The 17,466-nt window shown below is 62.4% G+C and carries 18 protein-coding genes, 1 pseudogene and 1 riboswitch; of the genes and pseudogenes, 12 read left to right on the plus strand and 7 right to left on the minus strand.

Annotation, left to right across the window (positions count from 1 at the left end; translation table 11 throughout):
• Positions 1-155: 155 nt before the first annotated feature.
• The 3 genes from NKI66_RS06525 to NKI66_RS06535 form a co-directional block, all read right to left on the minus strand.
• Positions 156-374: a hypothetical protein gene (locus tag NKI66_RS06525; RefSeq protein ID WP_081734729.1), complete on the minus strand. Its 219-nt coding sequence runs from the start codon at positions 372-374 to the stop codon at positions 156-158.
• A gap of 409 nt (positions 375-783) precedes the next feature.
• On the minus strand, positions 784-1,911 hold the full coding sequence (locus tag NKI66_RS06530; RefSeq protein WP_352722791.1) for a glycosyltransferase family 9 protein: 1,128 nt from the start codon (positions 1,909-1,911) through the stop codon (positions 784-786).
• Positions 1,912-2,227: 316 nt separating this feature from the next.
• Positions 2,228-2,395 (minus strand): hypothetical protein, encoded by a 168-nt coding sequence (locus NKI66_RS06535; protein ID WP_023808640.1) that lies wholly within the window; start codon positions 2,393-2,395, stop codon positions 2,228-2,230.
• A gap of 335 nt (positions 2,396-2,730) precedes the next feature.
• Here NKI66_RS06535 and NKI66_RS06540 point away from each other — a divergent pair, with 335 nt between their 5' ends.
• Complete coding sequence (locus NKI66_RS06540; RefSeq protein ID WP_352751266.1) at positions 2,731-4,500, plus strand: acyl-CoA dehydrogenase family protein; 1,770 nt, start codon at positions 2,731-2,733, stop codon at positions 4,498-4,500.
• A 20-nt stretch (positions 4,501-4,520) separates the two neighbouring features.
• The gene (locus NKI66_RS06545) at positions 4,521-5,273 is read left to right on the plus strand and encodes a crotonase/enoyl-CoA hydratase family protein (protein ID WP_023808638.1); all 753 of its coding nucleotides are present in this window, start codon (positions 4,521-4,523) and stop codon (positions 5,271-5,273) included.
• Positions 5,274-5,276: 3 nt separating this feature from the next.
• Here the strand turns inward: NKI66_RS06545 and pdxH are convergent, their stop codons facing one another.
• Positions 5,277-5,894 carry a pyridoxamine 5'-phosphate oxidase gene (pdxH, locus tag NKI66_RS06550; protein ID WP_023808637.1) on the minus strand — a complete coding sequence of 206 codons (618 nt, stop codon included), beginning with the start codon at positions 5,892-5,894 and terminating at the stop codon, positions 5,277-5,279.
• A 77-nt stretch (positions 5,895-5,971) separates the two neighbouring features.
• Here pdxH and NKI66_RS06555 point away from each other — a divergent pair, with 77 nt between their 5' ends.
• The 4 genes from NKI66_RS06555 to NKI66_RS06570 all read left to right on the plus strand — a co-directional run bounded on the left by NKI66_RS06555 (position 5,972) and on the right by NKI66_RS06570 (position 9,021).
• Complete coding sequence (locus NKI66_RS06555) at positions 5,972-6,433, plus strand: RT0821/Lpp0805 family surface protein (protein WP_023808636.1); 462 nt, start codon at positions 5,972-5,974, stop codon at positions 6,431-6,433.
• Between the two features lie 100 nt (positions 6,434-6,533).
• Entirely contained in the window at positions 6,534-7,463 is a 930-nt protein-coding gene (locus NKI66_RS06560; protein ID WP_023808635.1) for a DnaJ C-terminal domain-containing protein, read from the plus strand.
• Between the two features lie 105 nt (positions 7,464-7,568).
• Positions 7,569-8,387 (plus strand): enoyl-ACP reductase FabI, encoded by an 819-nt coding sequence (fabI, locus tag NKI66_RS06565; RefSeq protein ID WP_023808634.1) that lies wholly within the window; start codon positions 7,569-7,571, stop codon positions 8,385-8,387.
• 46 nt (positions 8,388-8,433) lie between these two features.
• Positions 8,434-9,021 carry a histidine phosphatase family protein gene (locus tag NKI66_RS06570; RefSeq protein ID WP_023808633.1) on the plus strand — a complete coding sequence of 196 codons (588 nt, stop codon included), beginning with the start codon at positions 8,434-8,436 and terminating at the stop codon, positions 9,019-9,021.
• A gap of 45 nt (positions 9,022-9,066) precedes the next feature.
• Here the strand turns inward: NKI66_RS06570 and NKI66_RS06575 are convergent, their stop codons facing one another.
• Complete coding sequence (locus NKI66_RS06575; RefSeq protein WP_352751268.1) at positions 9,067-9,327, minus strand: DUF1344 domain-containing protein; 261 nt, start codon at positions 9,325-9,327, stop codon at positions 9,067-9,069.
• Positions 9,328-9,510: 183 nt separating this feature from the next.
• Here NKI66_RS06575 and aroC point away from each other — a divergent pair, with 183 nt between their 5' ends.
• On the plus strand, positions 9,511-10,620 hold the full coding sequence (aroC, locus tag NKI66_RS06580) for a chorismate synthase (RefSeq protein WP_023808631.1): 1,110 nt from the start codon (positions 9,511-9,513) through the stop codon (positions 10,618-10,620).
• 103 nt (positions 10,621-10,723) lie between these two features.
• Positions 10,724-11,824, plus strand: coding sequence for a 3,4-dihydroxy-2-butanone-4-phosphate synthase (ribB, locus tag NKI66_RS06585; protein ID WP_023808630.1), 1,101 nt, complete (start codon positions 10,724-10,726; stop codon positions 11,822-11,824).
• Between the two features lie 37 nt (positions 11,825-11,861).
• Here the strand turns inward: ribB and NKI66_RS06590 are convergent, their stop codons facing one another.
• Positions 11,862-13,085, minus strand: coding sequence for an MFS transporter (locus NKI66_RS06590; RefSeq protein ID WP_023808629.1), 1,224 nt, complete (start codon positions 13,083-13,085; stop codon positions 11,862-11,864).
• A gap of 121 nt (positions 13,086-13,206) precedes the next feature.
• Between NKI66_RS06590 and NKI66_RS06595 the strand changes: the two genes are divergently transcribed.
• Together NKI66_RS06595 and NKI66_RS06600 are read left to right on the plus strand one after the other, a co-directional pair.
• Positions 13,207-13,815 carry a TetR/AcrR family transcriptional regulator gene (locus NKI66_RS06595; RefSeq protein WP_023808628.1) on the plus strand — a complete coding sequence of 203 codons (609 nt, stop codon included), beginning with the start codon at positions 13,207-13,209 and terminating at the stop codon, positions 13,813-13,815.
• A gap of 285 nt (positions 13,816-14,100) precedes the next feature.
• On the plus strand, positions 14,101-15,084 hold the full coding sequence (locus tag NKI66_RS06600) for a hypothetical protein (protein ID WP_023808627.1): 984 nt from the start codon (positions 14,101-14,103) through the stop codon (positions 15,082-15,084).
• Between the two features lie 122 nt (positions 15,085-15,206).
• Here NKI66_RS06600 and bluB read toward each other — a convergent pair.
• Positions 15,207-15,920: pseudogene (gene bluB, locus NKI66_RS06605) on the minus strand (5,6-dimethylbenzimidazole synthase); the annotation flags it as partial.
• A gap of 15 nt (positions 15,921-15,935) precedes the next feature.
• Positions 15,936-16,115: riboswitch (cobalamin riboswitch) on the minus strand.
• A gap of 121 nt (positions 16,116-16,236) precedes the next feature.
• On the opposite strand from bluB, the gene NKI66_RS06610 reads away from it, so the two are divergent.
• Together NKI66_RS06610 and NKI66_RS06615 are read left to right on the plus strand one after the other, a co-directional pair.
• Positions 16,237-17,163, plus strand: a complete 927-nt coding sequence (locus tag NKI66_RS06610; RefSeq protein ID WP_127290880.1) for a histone deacetylase family protein — start codon at positions 16,237-16,239, stop codon at positions 17,161-17,163.
• Positions 17,164-17,166: 3 nt separating this feature from the next.
• Positions 17,167-17,418 carry an exodeoxyribonuclease VII small subunit gene (locus NKI66_RS06615; RefSeq protein WP_352751271.1) on the plus strand — a complete coding sequence of 84 codons (252 nt, stop codon included), beginning with the start codon at positions 17,167-17,169 and terminating at the stop codon, positions 17,416-17,418.
• Positions 17,419-17,466: the final 48 nt, after the last annotated feature.

Below are 17,466 nucleotides of genomic sequence, written 5' to 3' on the forward strand. Positions count from 1 at the left end.
CGCCGCCAAGGCGAGAAGCGCTGTGCGGCGAAGAAGGCACGCCGTCCTTTTCAAAACAGGGAGTCCCCGTTGATCAAAGGCAAATCCTGAACCGTCATGGTTAAGGATTTGCTTCCGGGAGGCCGGCTTCAGAAAAGCTGGCGTCGCATCAGCGGCTAGAATCCAAACGGATCGGGCGCGGGCTCTTGCCGCAGCGTGCCTTCGGCGGCGCGTTTGCGGTGATGGGCCAGAGAGCATTGCGGGGAGCACAATATGCCGCGATCCGACCAGTAGGCGGCACCGTGGTCCAGTCTGCCCCCATGGTAACAGAACCCCTCCGCTCGATAGGGCAGGCCGCATTCGATGCAGCGGTAAGCGTCGGGTCTGGCAAGCATGGGCGATTCCGGTTGCTGGTTCTGATCTCACGCCGGTCGATCCGGCATGGCTTGAACTTAATACGCGCCGCCCCGATTGCAAAATCCGCGTGACAAATTTGAGGCTTACAAAAAATGTGCGCGCCATGACCATCCTCCGGGAGCAGCTTGCCTCCGTATCGGGATGCGGCGTACATCTTCCTAGCGGCTCGCGAGGCGCGAAGCCAAGCACTGTCAGGACCGGCATCCTGCATCTGACGCCCGGCGACGTGACCGTTCATGGGTTCAGGTCGAGCTTGCACGAGTATCTTGGCGACGAGACGGACGTGAGCTACGAGACGGCCGAAGAAACGATCTCGCATCGCGTGGGTGATCGAACGGCATCGAGGGGCACGTCAGTTCGATGACGTCGCGGATCAATGCTAGGTAATTACGCGCATCGTAGTTGGGTCGGTCGAGAGCCGCTTGTCTCAATGAAATCGAGTGTCGCTTCTGCGACTTCAGCAACCTGAAGCCGCTGAACACAATAGACCCCACCGGGGTTGTATTCTTTACAAACACCTGGAGCGATACATGGACAAGGCATGGGCGGCCGGAGCGTTTTGTTGGGGATACCAAACGGGCCCCATAGATCAGGAGACTGCAGACCGAACAATCCCACCGCCGGAGTTTCAACAGAGGCTGCAACGTGCATCGGGCCGCTGTCATTGCCAAGGAAAATTGCCGCTTCTGTCAACAACGCGACAAGGACTTCAAGCGAGGCCTTTCCGACGACAGTGGCCACCGGCGATGTTGCCGCTTCAATTATGCTTTGCGCAACGGGCCTTTCGTCAGGCCCACCGATGATCAGAGACCGCAGCCCGGTTTTGGCGTAGATCTCATCAATGACGGCGGCAAAATGTTGCGGCGGCCAACGACGCCCCTCGGACCTCGCGCCCGCATGCACAGCCACGTATGATTTCTTCGCCAAGGCGTTTTCGAAAAGAAGCCTGGCACACTCCTCTTGGGCAATCTTGGTGGGCTGCAGCCGAGGGGTTGGGTTTTGAATCGCTAACCCGAGGGCGCCCAATGGAGACAGGTATCTGTAGAGATAATGGGAGCCACCATGGCCGAACGGCGGCGCGAGGACGTTTGCCATCTGAATTTCCCAGAACTTAAACGGACGCTCGGGAGGATCGAAGCCAACCCGAAGTGGGGCGCCGGTCAAACGGTGCATGATCCGTGAGGTTTTTGTATCGGTAAGATCGATGCTGAGATCGAATTTTTGACGCCGCAGAGCAGAAATAAGGGCATAATAGTCGGTCAATCGCTTAAGCGGAGTCCTTCCTCTGCCCCCGGTTTCAAAGCCAACCGCCACGTCGGCAATCTGTTGCGCGACAATGAATTGCTTAAGGCCAGGCGCGCATATCATTGTTATCGAAGCGTCGGGATAGGCGAGGCGTAGATTGCGGACCAAAGCAGATGTCAGCGTGACATCACCCAGGAATTTTGTTTGGACAATGCATATCGAGCGAATTTCATTGCCAGATTTTGGGCTCATGATCGCGTTGCAGTCCATTTTGACTTTGTCACGATCTCACCTATCCGCCGAGATAACGGCGCCATGGAATAAGAGCCGTACTCCCTTTCGAATCATAGGAACCGATACAAGCCCTTGCCGCATCGGTCTTTAAGGTTTTGCGGTGCGCGAAGCAACATTGATCGAAACCAGCAATTGCTATCGTAAATAGGGCTAGTCTTATAGGTTCTGGCGCTTTCAATGCATGTCGGTGCGAGCAGATCGAAGTTTTGTTGGATTGGATCACCCACAAGTAGTCCCCCCTGATCGCGAGCCATGTTCTCGCTGTGTTCATCGCATGGCTTGGACGTTCGGCTCATTGATAAAGGCAGTGATGCAGATCATGGCGCATCGCCTCCAAGTACGGCGCGGATGCTCCGCCATGGCCACCGATCTCGCGCCACGAAACGGCGGCACGGCCCGCCAACGGCGCCGTCGGATCGAGCCACACGCCCGACGTCAGGAAGCATTCGGGCATGGGCATCGCGAACGCCGAACAATAGCGCGATGGGCGCGTGTTTGTCCTTGGAGCGATCTCGTGTCGCGACTATCGACTCGATCCCATGTGCTGACGCTGTGTGACGTAGCGCGGGGAGATCAGGCAGGCGCCGATCATTCGCCCGGCTCGAGCTGACGCGCTGTGGGGAAAGTGTAGGGGCGAGCCATTAGCGAGGGCGGCGATGTTTTGGTAGTCCCGGCATCGCGGGCCTTAGTTGCCGTTTTTGAGGAAAGGTGGGAGACCGCTGATACGGCGGGTGGTTTTGCAGCGGCACCGGCTCTAGGGTTGGGCGGGCCGATGCATCAGGAGGAGTGAGCGGCATGTTTAGGGCACCGGTCGAGGATATCGCCTTCACGCTCAAGCACGTGGCCGGCATGAAATCGGCGCTCGATGCCGGCACCTTCGGCGATCTCGGCGAGGATCTGGTCGATGCCGTTCTGGGTGAGGCCGGCCGTTTCGCCACCGAAGAGGTCGCACCGCTCTACACGATCGGCGATCGGCAGGGTGCGGTGCTGAAGGGCGCCGCCGTCACCACGCCGCCCGGCTGGAAGGAACTCTATCGCCGCTGGATCGATGGCGGCTGGAACGCGCTCTCCGGGCCTGCGGAATATGGCGGCCAGGCGCTGCCGACCATGCTCGGCGTGGCCGCGCTCGAAATGTGGAACTCCGCCGCCATGGCCTTCGGCATCGGCCCGACGCTGACCATGGGCGCGGTCGAGGCGCTCGACAAACACGCCTCCGACGACCTCAAGGCCAAATATCTCGAAAAGCTCGTCTCCGGCGACTGGATGGGCACGATGAACCTGACCGAGCCGCAAGCCGGTTCGGACCTCGCCGCCTTGCGCGCCCGCGCCGAGCCGGCGGGTGACGGCAGCTACCGCATCTTCGGCCAAAAAATCTTCATCACCTATGGCGAGCACGATTTCACCGACAACATCATCCATCTGGTGCTGGCGCGGCTGCCCGACGCGCCGGCCGGCACGCGCGGCATATCGTTGTTCCTGGTGCCGAAATTCCTGGTCGGCGACGATGGCGCGCTTGGCGCGCGCAACGACGTCTTCTGTTCCGGACTTGAGCATAAACTCGGCATCCATGCCTCACCGACCTGCACCATGATCTATGGCGACGGCTTCGAAGGTGCCGAACCCGGCGCCGTCGGCTGGCTGATCGGCGAGGAGAACAAGGGGCTAGCCTGCATGTTCACCATGATGAACAATGCGCGGCTTTGTGTCGGCATGCAGGGGGTAGCGGTCGCGGAAGCCGCAACACAGAAGGCGATCGCCTATGCCAATGAGCGCCGGCAGGGCAAGGCCACGAGCTACACTGGCACGGGTATGGCGCCTATCGTCCATCACCCCGATGTCCAGCGTAACCTGCTGACCATGAAGGCGCTGACCCAAACCGCACGCGCCATCAGCTATTCCTGTGCCCACGCCATCGACATGGCCCGAGTCTCCGCCGGTGACGAGGCGGCACACTGGCGCGACCGTGCCAATCTGCTGACGCCCCTGGCAAAGGCGTTCTCGACCGATATCGGCGTCGAAGTTGCCTCACTCGGCCTCCAGGTTCATGGCGGCATGGGTTTCATCGAGGAGACGGGAGCGGCCGCCTTCTATCGTGACGCGCGCATCGCGCCGATCTACGAGGGCACCAACGGTATCCAGGCGATCGATCTGGTGATGCGCAAGCTGCCGCTCGGCGGTGGCGACCATGTGCATGGTTACATCGCCGAACTGGCTGGTATGGCCGCAGCGGTGCGGACCTCGAACATGCAGGGTTTCGGCCGCACCGCCGACGCTCTCGACGCGGCACTTGGCGATCTCAGCGAAGCGACCCGCTTCCTGCAAAAACTGACGGCCGATGGCCGGTCGGAAGAGGCGCTGGCAGGCGCCACGCCCTATCTCAGGCTGATCTCGCTTGCCGCCGGCGGCGCCTATCTGGCGCGCGGTGCTCTTGCCGATCACAACCGCATAGCGCTTTGCCGTTTCTTTGCCGAAAACCTGCTCGGCGAGGTCAGCGCCTTGAGGGCGCGCGTCATCGATGGCGCCGAAAGCCTCGCCGCTGCCGGCAAGACGCTCGTCTCCGCCTGACGTTTCACAAGGAAAACACCGTGACAGACCATATCCTCGTCGAGCGCCAGGGCGCCATCCAGATTATCCGCATGAACCGGCCGGACAAAAAGAATGCGCTGACGCGCGCCATGTATGCGAAAATGTCAAAAACCCTGGCCGAAGGCGACGCCGACCCGGCGATCCGCGCCCACGTCTTTCTCGGCGTGCCCGGCGCTTTCTCCTCCGGCAACGACCTTGCCGACTTCATGGTCGTCGCCACCGGCGGCGACGGCGGCACCGAAGTCTGGGATTTCCTGATGGCCCTGGCCAAGGTCGAAAAACCCATGGTCTCCGGCGTCGATGGCATCGCGGTCGGCATCGGCACCACGCTCAATTTGCATTGCGACCTGACCTTCGCCACGCCACGCACCGTGTTCAGGACGCCTTTCGTCGACCTTGGCCTGGTGCCTGAGGCGGGATCGAGCCTGCTGGCACCGCGCATCCTCGGGCAGCAGGGTGCCTTCGCGCTGCTCGGCCTCGGCGAAGGCTTTTCGGCTGAACGGGCGAAGGCCGCCGGCCTGATCTACGAGGTGGTCGAGGAAGCAGCGCTGGAGGCCTCGGTGCTGGCGGCGGCCGGGCAGATCGCGGCCAAGCCGCCGCAGGCGCTGAAGATCGCGCGCGACCTGATGCGTGGCTCGCGAGACGACCTCGTCGCCCGCATCGGCGAGGAAAGCGAGCATTTTCGCGAGCGGCTGAAGTCCGATGAGGCCCGCGCTGCGCTCACCGCGTTCATGACGAGAAAGAAGGCCTGAGCCTCAGGGATAAAGCCGTGTCTTGTCCCAGCCGTCCTTCGCACTGCGCGTAAAAACGAGCCGGTCGTGCAGCCGGAACGGCCTGTCGTGCCAGAACTCAATGGTGCTGGGCACGATTCGGAAGCCGGACCAGTGCTTTGGCCGCGGGATCTCGCCGACCGGGTAGCGTGCCGTGTATTCTGCCACCGCCTTTTCCAGCGCAAAGCGGCTTTCCAGCGGTCGCGACTGTTTCGAGGCCCAGGCGCCGATGCGGCTGCCGCGCGGCCGCGTCGCGTAATAGGCGTCGGCTTCGGCGTCGCTGACGATCTCCACCGGTCCGCGAATGCGCACCTGGCGGCGCAGCGACTTCCAATGGAAACACATCGCCGCCTTCATGCTGCCAAGAATCTCCTGGCCCTTGGCGCTCTCGAAATTCGTGTAGAAGACAAACCCGCCTTCATCGAATCCCTTGAGCAACACCATACGCACATCCGGCATGCCGTCGGCATCGACGGTCGCCAGAGCCACGCCGTTGGGGTCGTTCGGCTCGCTTTTCGTTGCGTCGTCCAGCCATGCGGCAAAGAGGCGAAACGGCTCGGCAGCCTCGGTAAAGTCACCGCTTGTTAACTCAGTGTCACTCATAGTTTTTCTCAAATTGTCACGAAGCCAAGATTCTTACAAAACCAAGATTCTTAACGAAGCAAGGGGGAGGCTGCCGATTGTCGCGTATCGCGCAAGCTTTTGACAGCAGGCAATGGAGCGTTATCGCTTCGGCCAGCGCGAAAGCCGCGATCGTGGCGGTCGCCTTGCCGCTTGCCGCGTGTGGCGCCGGCGGCTTCAGCCTGGAAAAAGCCGAAGTCGACCGCTCGATTCTGACCAGCAGCACGTCGGCCTCGGCCGCGCCGGCCAATTTGGATCGCGACTCCGACCAGACGACGATCGGCAATGCAGTCTCCTCGGCCGACATTGAGCAGCTCGGCGGGCAGGCCGTCCCATGGGCCAATGCCGATACCGGCTCGCGCGGTTCCATCACCGATCTGGCGGAATTGAAGGACAACGGCCAGACCTGCCGCCGCTTCAAGGCCTCGCGCGAAAGCTTTGACGGCGTTGCCATGTTCGAAGGCGAACTGTGCCTGGCCAGCGCCGGTGGCTGGCGCATGCAGGACTTCAAGGCACTCTGATTTTCCGCGTCTGATATGCTGCTCCAGCACTGGAATTTCTTCCTATGCGAGCGCATATAGGAGGCAACCAGAGACTCAACTCTACTCCAGGGCAGTAAGCATGCGCGACCCCTATGAGGTGCTGGGCGTTGCCAGGAACGCATCGGCCAAGGACATAAAGTCGGCGTACCGGAAACTCGCCAAGAAGCATCATCCGGATCAGAACCCGAATGATCCCAAGGCGAAGGACCGTTTTGCCGCGGCCAACCAGGCCTATGAGATCGTCGGCGACGAAAAGAATCGCGCCGCTTTCGATCGCGGCGAAATCGACGCCGACGGCAAGCCGCGATTCCAAGGCTTTGAGGGCGCTGCCGGTGGCGGCGATCCCTTCGGCGGCTTCCGCCGGCAGCAAGGTCCGGGCGGTTCGCGGTTCGAATTCCGCTCTGGCCGACCGGGTGGCGATCCGTTCGACGGCAACAGCGACATCTTCAGCCAGATTTTTGGCGACACTTTTTCGGGCGCGCGCGGTCCCGGAACGGGCGATCGCCGCCAGCAGGCGACAGCAGCCGATCTGAACGTGACGCTCGACGTCACCATCGAGGAAGCGGCGACCGCCGAAAAGGTGACGGCGATGTTCCCCGACGGCCGCAAGGTGGCGGTCAAGCTGCCGGCCTATGTCGAGGATGGCCAGACCATCCGCCTCAAAGGCCAAGGCGAGCAGGGGCCGGGCCAGCCAGGCGACGCGCTGGTCAAGATCCATCTGCGCCGCCATCCACGCTACCGCATCGAGGGCCGCGACCTGCACGCCGATCTGCCGGTGGCGCTGGCGGATGCGGTGCTCGGCGCCAAGGTGCCGGTCGAGACGCCGACCGGCAGGCTTGCGGTCAACATTCCTGCCTGGTCGAGCTCCGACAAGGTCCTGCGGCTGAAGGGCAGGGGCCTGCCGGAAAAGGCCGGCGGTCACGGCGATCTCTATGCCCACGTGCGTATCATGCTGCCGGAAGGCGGTGATAGCGCGCTCGAAGCGCTGTTGCGCAGCCAAAAAGGCTGATCGGCGGCTTTTGTCCCTGAACTGTCCGGTTTGAGCGCTTGAAGGGGCTCTGTGCCTGTGCGATAGGGCAACCCACAAAGCTGAAATCTTGCGGAGAGCGCTGACATGGCGGGTGGACAGGGCCTAATGGCCGGCAAGCGCGGCCTCATTCTTGGCGTCGCCAACAACAGGTCGATTGCCTATGGCATCGCCAAGTCGTGCGTCGACCATGGCGCCGAGATCGCGCTGACCTATCAGGGCGAGGCGTTCAAGAAGCGCGTCGAGCCACTGGCGGCGGAACTGGGTGCCTTTGTCGCCGGCCATTGCGACGTCACCGATCCGGCGAGCCTGGACGAGGTTTTCGCCAATGTCGCCAAACATTGGGGCAAGCTTGATTTCCTCGTCCATGCCATCGCCTTCTCCGACAAGGACGAGCTGACCGGCCGTTATGTCGAGACGACGCGCGACAATTTCCTGCGCACCATGGACATTTCGGTCTATTCCTTCACCACCATTGCGAAGCGCGCCGAGGCGCTGATGACCAATGGCGGCTCGTTGCTGACGCTGACCTACTACGGTGCCGAAAAGGTCATGCCGCACTACAACGTCATGGGTGTCGCCAAGGCGGCGCTCGAGGCCAGCGTGCGCTACCTGGCGGTCGACCTCGGCGCCAAGAAGATCCGCGTCAACGCCATTTCGGCCGGCCCGATCAAGACGCTTGCGGCCTCTGGCATCGGCGATTTCCGCTACATCCTGAAGTGGAACGAGTACAATTCGCCGCTGAAGCAGACGGTGACGCAGGAGGAAGTCGGCGATTCCGGCGTCTATTTCCTGTCCGACCTGTCGCGCGGCGTCACCGGTGAAGTGCATCACGTCGATTCGGGCTACCACGTCGTCGGCATGAAGGCGGTCGACGCGCCTGATATTTCGACGGTCAAGGACTAACACCCGGCCAACCGTCGTCCGTCCCGATCCCGCACCGGAAGACCTGATGTACCCGCTGGTTTATATCGCGCGCCACGGCCAGACCGCGTGGAACGCCGAAATGCGGCTTCAGGGGCAGGCCGACACCGATCTCAACGCTCTTGGCCGCGAGCAGGCGACCGGAAACGGGCTTCGGCTAGCCGCGTTGGTCCCAAATCCCTGGGAATTCGATTTCCTCGCCAGTCCGATGAAACGGACGCGCGAAACGATGCAGCGTATTCGCGCTGCGATGAAGCTCGATCCGGGTGCCTATCGAACCGATCCGCGCCTCGTCGAGGTCAATTTCGGCGACTGGCAGGGATTTACCTTTCCCGAACTCGAGACACGGTATCCCGGAGCGAGCATGACGCGGGCTCTGGACAAGTGGAACTTTCAGCCCCCCGGCGAAGGCGCCGAGAGCTATCAGATGCTGCTCGAACGGGTGAGGCCATGCTTCGACGCGATCGACCGCCAGTCGATCTGCGTGACTCATGGCGGCGTCATGCGGACCCTGTTTCGCTTTGTGCTGGGCATTGCCGAGGCCGAGGCGGCGAACCTGGAGATACCGCAGGATCGTCTGCTCAAGCTTGAAGGCAAGAGCCTGGAATGGCTGTAAGCCCACCTCTGAGGGCGAGCCACCGCCCGATTTTTACTGGAAGCTCTAGTTGGCAGAGCTGTCCGGCAGTTCCATGTCGGTGACGATGTTTTCACCATTGGTTACATCGTAGGCGATGACGATGTCCATGCCCGGCTTCAGCGCGTCGAGATCGGTCTCGGCGGTCAGCTTGTAGGACTTGCCGTCATCCAGCGTCAGCGTCGCCGTGTCCTTGTCGATCTTCTTGATCAGGCCTTCGGTCTGGCCGGCGAAAGCGGCGGTGGAAAGCAGCAGCGTGGCGGCAACGGCGCCAATCAGGGTACGCATAATCGTTCCTCTTTATCATTGCACCGGCACGGCGGCGGCGGATACTCAACGGCGGATCGAAGAAAGCAGAAACCAGCCGAATGTGTCAAAACTTAAACGGCTGGGATGACAGTTTGACCACTGCGAAAAACGCCAATAGAAGGCAGGCTTCAGCCGGCTCCGCTGCCGGGCAGGGCACTTTCCATGTCTCACAACACGTTCGGCCACCTTTTCCGCGTCACCACCTGGGGGGAAAGCCATGGCGCCGCCCTCGGCTGCGTGGTCGACGGCTGCCCGCCTGGCATCCGCTTTACGCGCGACGATATCCAGGTCGAACTCGACAAGCGCCGGCCGGGGCAATCACGTTTCGTGACGCAGCGTCGCGAACCAGATGAAGTGAAGGTGCTGTCTGGCTTCATTTTCGACGAGGACGGCGAGACGATGATCACCACCGGCACGCCGGTGTCGATGCTGATCGAGAATGTCGACCAGCGTTCAAAGGATTATGGCGAGATCGCCCGCCAATACCGGCCGGGCCATGCCGACTACACTTATGACGTGAAATACGGCGTGCGCGATTATCGCGGCGGCGGCCGCTCCTCGGCCCGCGAGACGGCAGCCAGGGTGGCGGCCGGTGCCTTGGCGCGCAAGGTGGTTCCGGGCGTGGTGGTGCGCGGCGCGCTGGTGTCGATGGGCGAAAAATCCATCGACCGCGCCAACTGGAACTGGAATTTCATCGGCGATGCCGAAAATCCGTTCTTCACCCCCGATCCGGCGTCCGTTCCTGTCTTCACCAGATATCTCGACGGCATCCGCAAGGCGGGCTCCTCGGTCGGTGCGGTGATCGAAATCGTCGCCGACGGCGTTCCGCCAGGCCTCGGCGCGCCGATCTATGCCAAGCTTGACCAAGACATCGCCTCCGGCTTGATGTCGATCAACGCCGTCAAGGGCGTCGAGATCGGCAACGGCTTCGAGGCCGCCCGCATCACCGGTGAACAGAATGCCGACGAGATGCGCATCGGCAATGACGGCAAGCCGGTGTTCCTGTCCAACAATGCCGGCGGCATCCTCGGCGGCATCTCGACCGGCCAGGCGATCGTCGCCCGTTTCGCCGTCAAGCCGACCTCGTCGATCCTGACGCCGCGAAAGTCGATCGACAAGGACGGCAAGGACGTCGAGATCATGACCAAGGGCCGCCACGATCCATGCGTCGGCATCCGCGCCGTGCCGATCGGCGAAGCAATGGTTGCCTGTGCGATCGCCGACCACTATCTGCGGCATCGGGGACAGACGGGGAGGGGAATAGGGGAATAGGGCAATATGTTGCGCTCTTAGTCCGGCCGGCCAAATCTTTTTGCTTTTCCCTACTCCCGTACTGCCCTACTCCCTTATTCCCCTGCGAGCGAAGCGAGTACCCATGCCTTACGACCAGAAAAAAATCGTCGAAGCCCTGCGTGCTTTCGAACGCGGCGAGATCGTCGTCGTCATGGATGATGACGGGCGCGAGAACGAGGGCGACCTGATCGTCGCCGCCGTCCACTGCACGCCCGAAAAAATGGCGTTCATCGTTCGCCACACGTCCGGCATCGTCTGCACGCCGATGCCGCGCGAAGAAGCCAAGCGGCTTAACCTTGCGCCGATGGTCGCCGACAACGATTCCGCCCACACCACGGCTTTCACCGTCAGCGTCGATTTCAAGCATGGCACCACCACGGGCATCTCGGCCGAAGATCGCACTTTGACCGTTCGCAATCTTGCCAACGGCAATGTCGGCGGCTCGGATTTCGTCCGGCCCGGCCACATCTTCCCTTTGATTGCGCGCGAAGGCGGCGTGCTGATGCGCTCCGGTCATACCGAAGCAGCGGTCGATCTGTGCAAGCTCGCCGGCCTGCCGCCGGTCGGCGTCATTTCCGAGCTGGTCAATGATGACGGCACCGTCAAGCGCGGCCCGCAGGTGCAGGCTTTCGCCCAGGAGCATGGGCTGAAGCAGGTTTCGGTCGCCGACCTCATTGCCTACCGGCAGCGCAAGGAAACTCTGGTCGAACGCGTCGCGTGCTCGGAAATCGACACGCTCGGCGGCAAGGCACAGGTCTTCACCTACACGCTGCCGTGGGACTCCATGCATCACGTCGCGATAGTCTTCGGCGACATCCGCGACGGCGAGGAGGTCCCGGTGCGTCTGCATTCCGAGGATGTGGTGACCGATGTCTTCGGCACCAGCCACCGGCTCGACGCCATCATGAAGGCGATGGGTGAGCGCAGGCGCGGCGTCATCGTCTATCTCAGAGAAGGCTCCGTCGGCGTTGCGCATCAGGAACGCAAACGGCCGGCCAGCGGCGACCGCGAGGATCACGAAGAGGCTCGCCGCCGCGAAAACGAGTGGCGCGAGATCGGGCTCGGCGCGCAGATCCTCAAGGATCTCGGCATCTCCTCGATCAACCTGATCGCCTCGCGCGAACGCCACTATGTCGGCCTCGAAGGTTTTGGCATCCACATCGCCAAGACCGAGATCCTCTAGGCAGCTAGCGCCCGGCTCGAAACCGGGCGCTATCTGATTATTCCGCGGCAATCGCGGCCGCTTCACATCCGTCCATCTCGCACTCAGTCGTGGCAAGGCTGCGTTGGCCAAGCAGCACCGTGGCCAGCGCGATCGTGCCTGAAGCCACCGACACCCAGAACCCGTTCGGTGCACCGAACGCATCCACCACCGCGCCGGCCGCGAACGAGCCCAGCGCCATGCCGATGCCGATGCCGGTCATGACCCAGGTGATGCCTTCGGTCAGCATCGCTTCCGGCACATGCCGCTCGATCAGGCCGAAGGCCGTGATGAAGGTCGGCGAGATCGCCACACCGCTGATGAACACGGTCAGCGCCAGCAGCGGCACGGTGTCGGCGGCGAGCGGCAACAGCGTGCCGAGCGCGACGAGGGCGACTGCGATGGCGAGCTGGCGTTGCAGCGGCGCCTTCAGGCTGAGCGCGCCGACGATGATGCCGAGCACGAACGATCCCAGCGCATAAACGCCGATGACAAGGCTGGCGGCGCCGGGTTGGCCAAGCTCCTTCGTGATCGCCACGGTGGTCACTTCCGTCGTCGCGAAGGTTGCGCCGACGAAGATCAGGGCAAGCGTGATGATCTGAACCGGCCGCAGGCGGATCGCCGAGCCGCTTGAGTTATGGTCGACCGGCCGCACCTGGGGCTCGGTCGAGCGTTGCAGGATGAAGGCCGCTGATCCGAATGCGAGAAATAATGTGCTCACCAGAACGCCGGCTTCCGGGAATAGGGCGGCACTCAGGCCGACCGATAACGATGCCCCGGCGATATAGACCAGTTCATCGGCCACGGACTCGAAGGCGAATGCGGTGTTCATCTGCGGTCGTCCTCGGAAAATCTCTGTCCAGCGCGCCCGCACCATCGCAGGTATGCTTGGCATGGCGGCGGCCAGGAGTGCCGACACGAACAGCGTCCACACCGGCCAGTCCTGGTTGGCCGCCGCTATGAGGACGGCGAAAGCCAGCACCGCGATGATAGTGGTGGGCACGACGATTCGTGTCTGGCCCAGGCGGTCCACCAGTCTCGATATTTGCGGCGCGACGAAGGCGTTGGCCAGCGCGTATGTCGCCGAGACGGCTCCAGCCAGCCAGTATTCGCCGCGCGCCTGCGACAGCATCGCCACGATGCCGATGGGCGCCATGGCGATCGGCAGGCGCGCTAGGAAGCCGGCGGCCGCAAAGCCCTTGGCGCCGGGGGCACGAAAGATTTCCGCATAGGGATTTTGCATCGGTTGGTTCCTCGACAAAGGACGATTGGACAATTACATACGGAGCGTATGATTATTAGATAGAGCATACGCCGCGTATGTCAATTAGCATACGAAGCGTATGTGAATAGGTCCAGGACACATGCACAAACCCCGCAAGGAGATGATCGCCGAGACGCGCGCAAAGCTTATTGCGGCGGCCCGTCATGCCTTCGGCACAACAGGCTATGCGGAAGCCTCGATGGATGATTTCACCGCTTCGGCCGGGCTGACGCGCGGTGCGCTCTATCATCATTTCGGCGACAAGAAGGGGCTGTTGCAGGCGGTCATAGCCCAGATTGACGGCGAGATGGCGGCGCGCATCAATGAGGTCGCGTCGAGAGCACCGACCCGCTGGCAACATTTCGTCGACGAGTGCTCGACCTATATCGAGATGGCGCTGGAGCCGGAAATCCAGCGCATCATGTTCCGCGATGGCCCGGCCGTGCTGGGGGATCCAGCGCAATGGCCGAATGCCAGTGCGTGCATCGCTTCAATGACCGACCATCTGACCGCGCTGCAGGAGGAGGGGGTCGTTGTCTCCAGCCTCGACCCCGAGACCGCCTCGCGACTGATCATCGGAGCGAGCAGCCAGGCAGCGCAACGGATCGCCAATTCGAACGACCCCGAAACGACGTCGAAGAAGGTGGTGACGGCGTTCAAGCAACTGCTCGAAGGCCTGCTCAGGAAGCCGGATCCGCAGTCGAATTGAAGTTCTCACCGGAGCTTTCGTGCCGGCAGCTGTTCACGATAGGAATTTTTTCTTGACACCGTGCCCTCAGCTAAGGTATATATTCATCCATGGTGCTGATTTGCGCCAGTGACCCGCCGCACAGGCGGGTTTTTCGTTTGATGCTCCGTCAGCCAACGCGCTGGCGGGCTCCGAACCAACCCGTTACCCCGAATTCGTCGCCCTTTGGCGTCAGGGCCGGCAATTGACAATCGCCGGGTTGAGTCCATCCTCTTCCACCATCTCTGAGGCGGAGATTCGGGGCACATGTGGGATTTTGAGATCGGCCGGTCGGTGTCCATCATGATGCGGACCTGGCCGTTCATCGTTTTTCGCATGATCGTCTATTTCGGCATCACGCTGGCCTACATCATGGCGACCGGCACCGGTGCCTCTGTCGGCTATGGCGTCGGCCATATCTCCACTGATCCCGACGGGCCCATGTCCTTTGCCCTGTGGGGCGGCGTGGTCGGGTTTGGCATCGTCTCGATCGCGGTCTACTGGATCCGCGAATACATCCTCTACATCGTCAAGGCCGGCCACATCGCCGTCATGGTTCATCTGATCGACGGCCGCGACATTCCCGGCGGTCAGGACCAGATCGCCTACGCCAGGGATATCGTGACCCAGCGTTTTGCCGAGGCCAACACCCTTTTCGTCGTCGACCAACTCGTCAAGGGTGCCATCCGCGCCATCACCGGCCTGCTCGGCGGTATCGCCGCCTTCCTGCCGATACCGGGCCTGAGCGGCCTGGTCTCCTTCATCAACACCGTGATCCGCCTGTCGCTGACCTATGTGGACGAGATCATCCTCGGCTACAACATCCGCATCAATTCAGCCTCGCCGTTCGAGACTGCGCGCCAAGGCGTCGTGCTGTATGCCCAGAACGGCAAGGTCATGGTCAAGAACGCCGTCTGGCTGGCGGTCATCATGTGGGGCGTGTCATTCATCATCTTTCTGATGATGCTGGCGCCTGCTGGCGCAATTCTGTTCCTGATGCCTGGTCAGCTCGCCGGCTGGGCTTTTGTGCTCGCCATCGTCTTCGCCTGGGCATTCAAGGCGGCGTTCATTGAACCCTTCGCCATCGCCTGCTTGATGCAGGTCTATTTCAAGACCATTGCGGGCCAGGTGCCGGATCCCGCCTGGGACGCCCGGCTGGCCGAGGCGTCGTCGAAGTTCAGAGAGCTCAAGGACAAGGCGCTGGCCTCCTTCGGCGGTTCGCGCTGGGGTACGGCCGGCGCCACACCCTGATCCGCTGGGCGGGTGATGTCTGGTGAGGCAGGAACGGTGTTGAGGCGCGCCACGGTGGATTTGAGCTGTGTCTCGCCTTGCCCGGAAAAGGTCTCGCTCATGATCAGCTCCGGCAGCGGCAGCCGCCGTCCCCAGCCATGCGTTTCAAGGTCCGGTTTGGGAGCGAACTCGGAAACACGGCCGACGCAGAGATAGGCGATCGGCGTTACGTGGTCCGGAATGGCCAACAGCCGCTTCAGCGCCTCAGCATCGATGATGCTCACCCAGCCGACGCCAACGCCCTCGGCACGCGCGGCCAGCCAGAAATTCTGCACCGCGCAGACCGTGCTGTAGAGATCCATCTCCGGATTGTGCCAGCGTCCCAGCGGCGAACCCTTCGAGCGCTGCCGGTCGCAGGTGATACAGATGTTGAGCGCGCTCTCGCAGATGCCTTCCAGCTTGAGCTTGCGATACAGCGCCTGTTTTTCCGCCTCGATCGCCGGCAGTTCCTGCTCGCGCGCGGCCAGGAACAGGTCGCGCACCTCCGCCCGTCGTTTGACGTCGCGAATGACAATGAAATTCCATGGCTGCATGAAGCCGACCGACGGCGCGTGATGGGCGGCAAGCAGCAGCCGCGCCAGCACGTCGTCATCGATCGCGGTGGGCAGGAAATGGCTGCGCACGTCGCGCCGCGTGAACATGGCGCGATAGACCGCATCGCGCGCATTCTGGTCAAATCCATCGTCAATGGCAGCGGTCACATGTTCCGGCATCGCTTGTCCCCTTGCGATTGCAGATTCAAAACTGACAGAGCGTACTTTGTGCGTCCAAGTAGACGCACGTCGCTCTGATGCCATCCGCCTGACCACGCGGATGACAATGCCTGCCAGGCCGGTCTTCTGGCTCGGGATCAACCCGCGTCCGGTGCCTTCCCGTCATCGACAGTGGCATTTACCGGCGCGGTCCCCCTCACAGCGTTGGGCACGCCACGGAATTCAACCGTGTTCCCGATTCTCCCGCTTGCGGCGGGCACCAGGCAGTACCAGGGACCTTACGCCGAAGCGCCCGCGGGGCCAATGCCTGCGGCGACGCGAATGGACGCAGTCGCGATTTTCCCCAGTCATCGGCCGCCCGTGCATGGCCTTTGTCGATCCGGGTCACTAGATTAGGACGATGACCACCCGTCTCTACACCCATCCGATCTTCCTCGAGCATCTCACCCCGCCCGGACATCCCGAGCGGCCCGACCGCTTACGCGCCATCGAGCGCGTGCTCGACGACGAAGCCTTTGCCGGGCTCGATCGTATCCAGGCGCCGGAAGGCGACGAGGCCACCATCCTCTACGCGCATCCCGCCGATTTCGTCGCCCGCGTGCGCGCCGCCATCCCCGACGAGGGGATTGCCCGCATCGATGCCGACACCACTGCCAGCCCGAAGAGCTGGCAAGCGGCGATCACCGCGATCGGCGCCGCCAACGCCGCCGTCGATGATGTCTTTTCGGGCCGCGCCGACAACGTCTTCGTCGCCGCCCGGCCGCCCGGCCATCATGCCGAAAAGACCACGGCGATGGGCTTTTGCCTGTTCAACACGGCGGCGATCGCGGCGCGTTATGCGCAGAAGAAACACGGTGTCGAGCGCGTTGCCGTCGTCGACTGGGACGTGCATCACGGCAATGGCACGCAGGATATTTTCTGGGACGATCCGTCGGTGCTCTATTGCTCGACACACCAGATGCCGCTTTATCCCGGCACCGGAGCGAAGACCGAAACGGGCGCCGGCAACATCGTCAACGCACCGCTGGCGCCGCAGACCGGCAGCGAAGTGTTTCGCGATGCCTTCCTGTCGCGCGTCCTGCCCGCGCTCGACAATTTCGCGCCCGACCTGATTATCATTTCGGCGGGGTTCGACGCGCACCACCGCGATCCGCTGGCCGAGATCAATCTGACCGAGGATGATTTCGACTGGGCGACCGGCCAGCTGATGCAGCGCGCGGCACGCCACAGCGGCAACCGGCTCGTCAGCCTGCTCGAGGGCGGCTACGATCTGCAGGGATTGGCATTTTCGGTCGCCGCCCATGTCGGGCGACTGATGAAAGGATGAATGATGGCCGATGAGACCAACCAAGACGTCAAGGCGATGAGCTTCGAGCAGGCACTCGATGCGCTGGAGAAGATCGTCGATGATCTGGAGCGTGGCGACGTACCACTCGACCAGTCGATCAGGATCTATGAGCGCGGCGAGGCGCTGAAGGCGCATTGCGACCGGCTGCTGAAGGCCGCCGAGGACAAGGTCGAGAAGATCAGGCTGTCGCGCGACGGCAAGCCGGTTGGAACGGAGCCACTCGACGCGGATTGAGGCTCGGTCCGAACGATGGCCTCGCCTCACCGGTTTTTGGACATGATC

The sequence above is a fragment of the Mesorhizobium sp. M0518 genome (genome assembly GCF_040321125.1).
Taxonomy (GTDB): domain Bacteria; phylum Pseudomonadota; class Alphaproteobacteria; order Rhizobiales; family Rhizobiaceae; genus Mesorhizobium.

Coding starts and splice junctions, on each gene's coding strand:
- NKI66_RS06525 (WP_081734729.1), bottom strand. CDS start 374: ATGCTTGCCAGACCCGACGCTTACCGCTGCATCGAATGCGGCCTGCCC.
- NKI66_RS06530 (WP_352722791.1), bottom strand. CDS start 1,911: ATGGACTGCAACGCGATCATGAGCCCAAAATCTGGCAATGAAATTCGC.
- NKI66_RS06535 (WP_023808640.1), bottom strand. CDS start 2,395: ATGCCCATGCCCGAATGCTTCCTGACGTCGGGCGTGTGGCTCGATCCG.
- NKI66_RS06540 (WP_352751266.1), top strand. CDS start 2,731: ATGTTTAGGGCACCGGTCGAGGATATCGCCTTCACGCTCAAGCACGTG.
- pdxH (WP_023808637.1), bottom strand. CDS start 5,894: ATGAGTGACACTGAGTTAACAAGCGGTGACTTTACCGAGGCTGCCGAG.
- NKI66_RS06560 (WP_023808635.1), top strand. CDS start 6,534: ATGCGCGACCCCTATGAGGTGCTGGGCGTTGCCAGGAACGCATCGGCC.
- fabI (WP_023808634.1), top strand. CDS start 7,569: ATGGCGGGTGGACAGGGCCTAATGGCCGGCAAGCGCGGCCTCATTCTT.
- NKI66_RS06570 (WP_023808633.1), top strand. CDS start 8,434: ATGTACCCGCTGGTTTATATCGCGCGCCACGGCCAGACCGCGTGGAAC.
- NKI66_RS06575 (WP_352751268.1), bottom strand. CDS start 9,327: ATGCGTACCCTGATTGGCGCCGTTGCCGCCACGCTGCTGCTTTCCACC.
- aroC (WP_023808631.1), top strand. CDS start 9,511: ATGTCTCACAACACGTTCGGCCACCTTTTCCGCGTCACCACCTGGGGG.
- ribB (WP_023808630.1), top strand. CDS start 10,724: ATGCCTTACGACCAGAAAAAAATCGTCGAAGCCCTGCGTGCTTTCGAA.
- NKI66_RS06590 (WP_023808629.1), bottom strand. CDS start 13,085: ATGCAAAATCCCTATGCGGAAATCTTTCGTGCCCCCGGCGCCAAGGGC.
- NKI66_RS06595 (WP_023808628.1), top strand. CDS start 13,207: ATGCACAAACCCCGCAAGGAGATGATCGCCGAGACGCGCGCAAAGCTT.
- NKI66_RS06600 (WP_023808627.1), top strand. CDS start 14,101: ATGTGGGATTTTGAGATCGGCCGGTCGGTGTCCATCATGATGCGGACC.
- NKI66_RS06610 (WP_127290880.1), top strand. CDS start 16,237: ATGACCACCCGTCTCTACACCCATCCGATCTTCCTCGAGCATCTCACC.
- NKI66_RS06615 (WP_352751271.1), top strand. CDS start 17,167: ATGGCCGATGAGACCAACCAAGACGTCAAGGCGATGAGCTTCGAGCAG.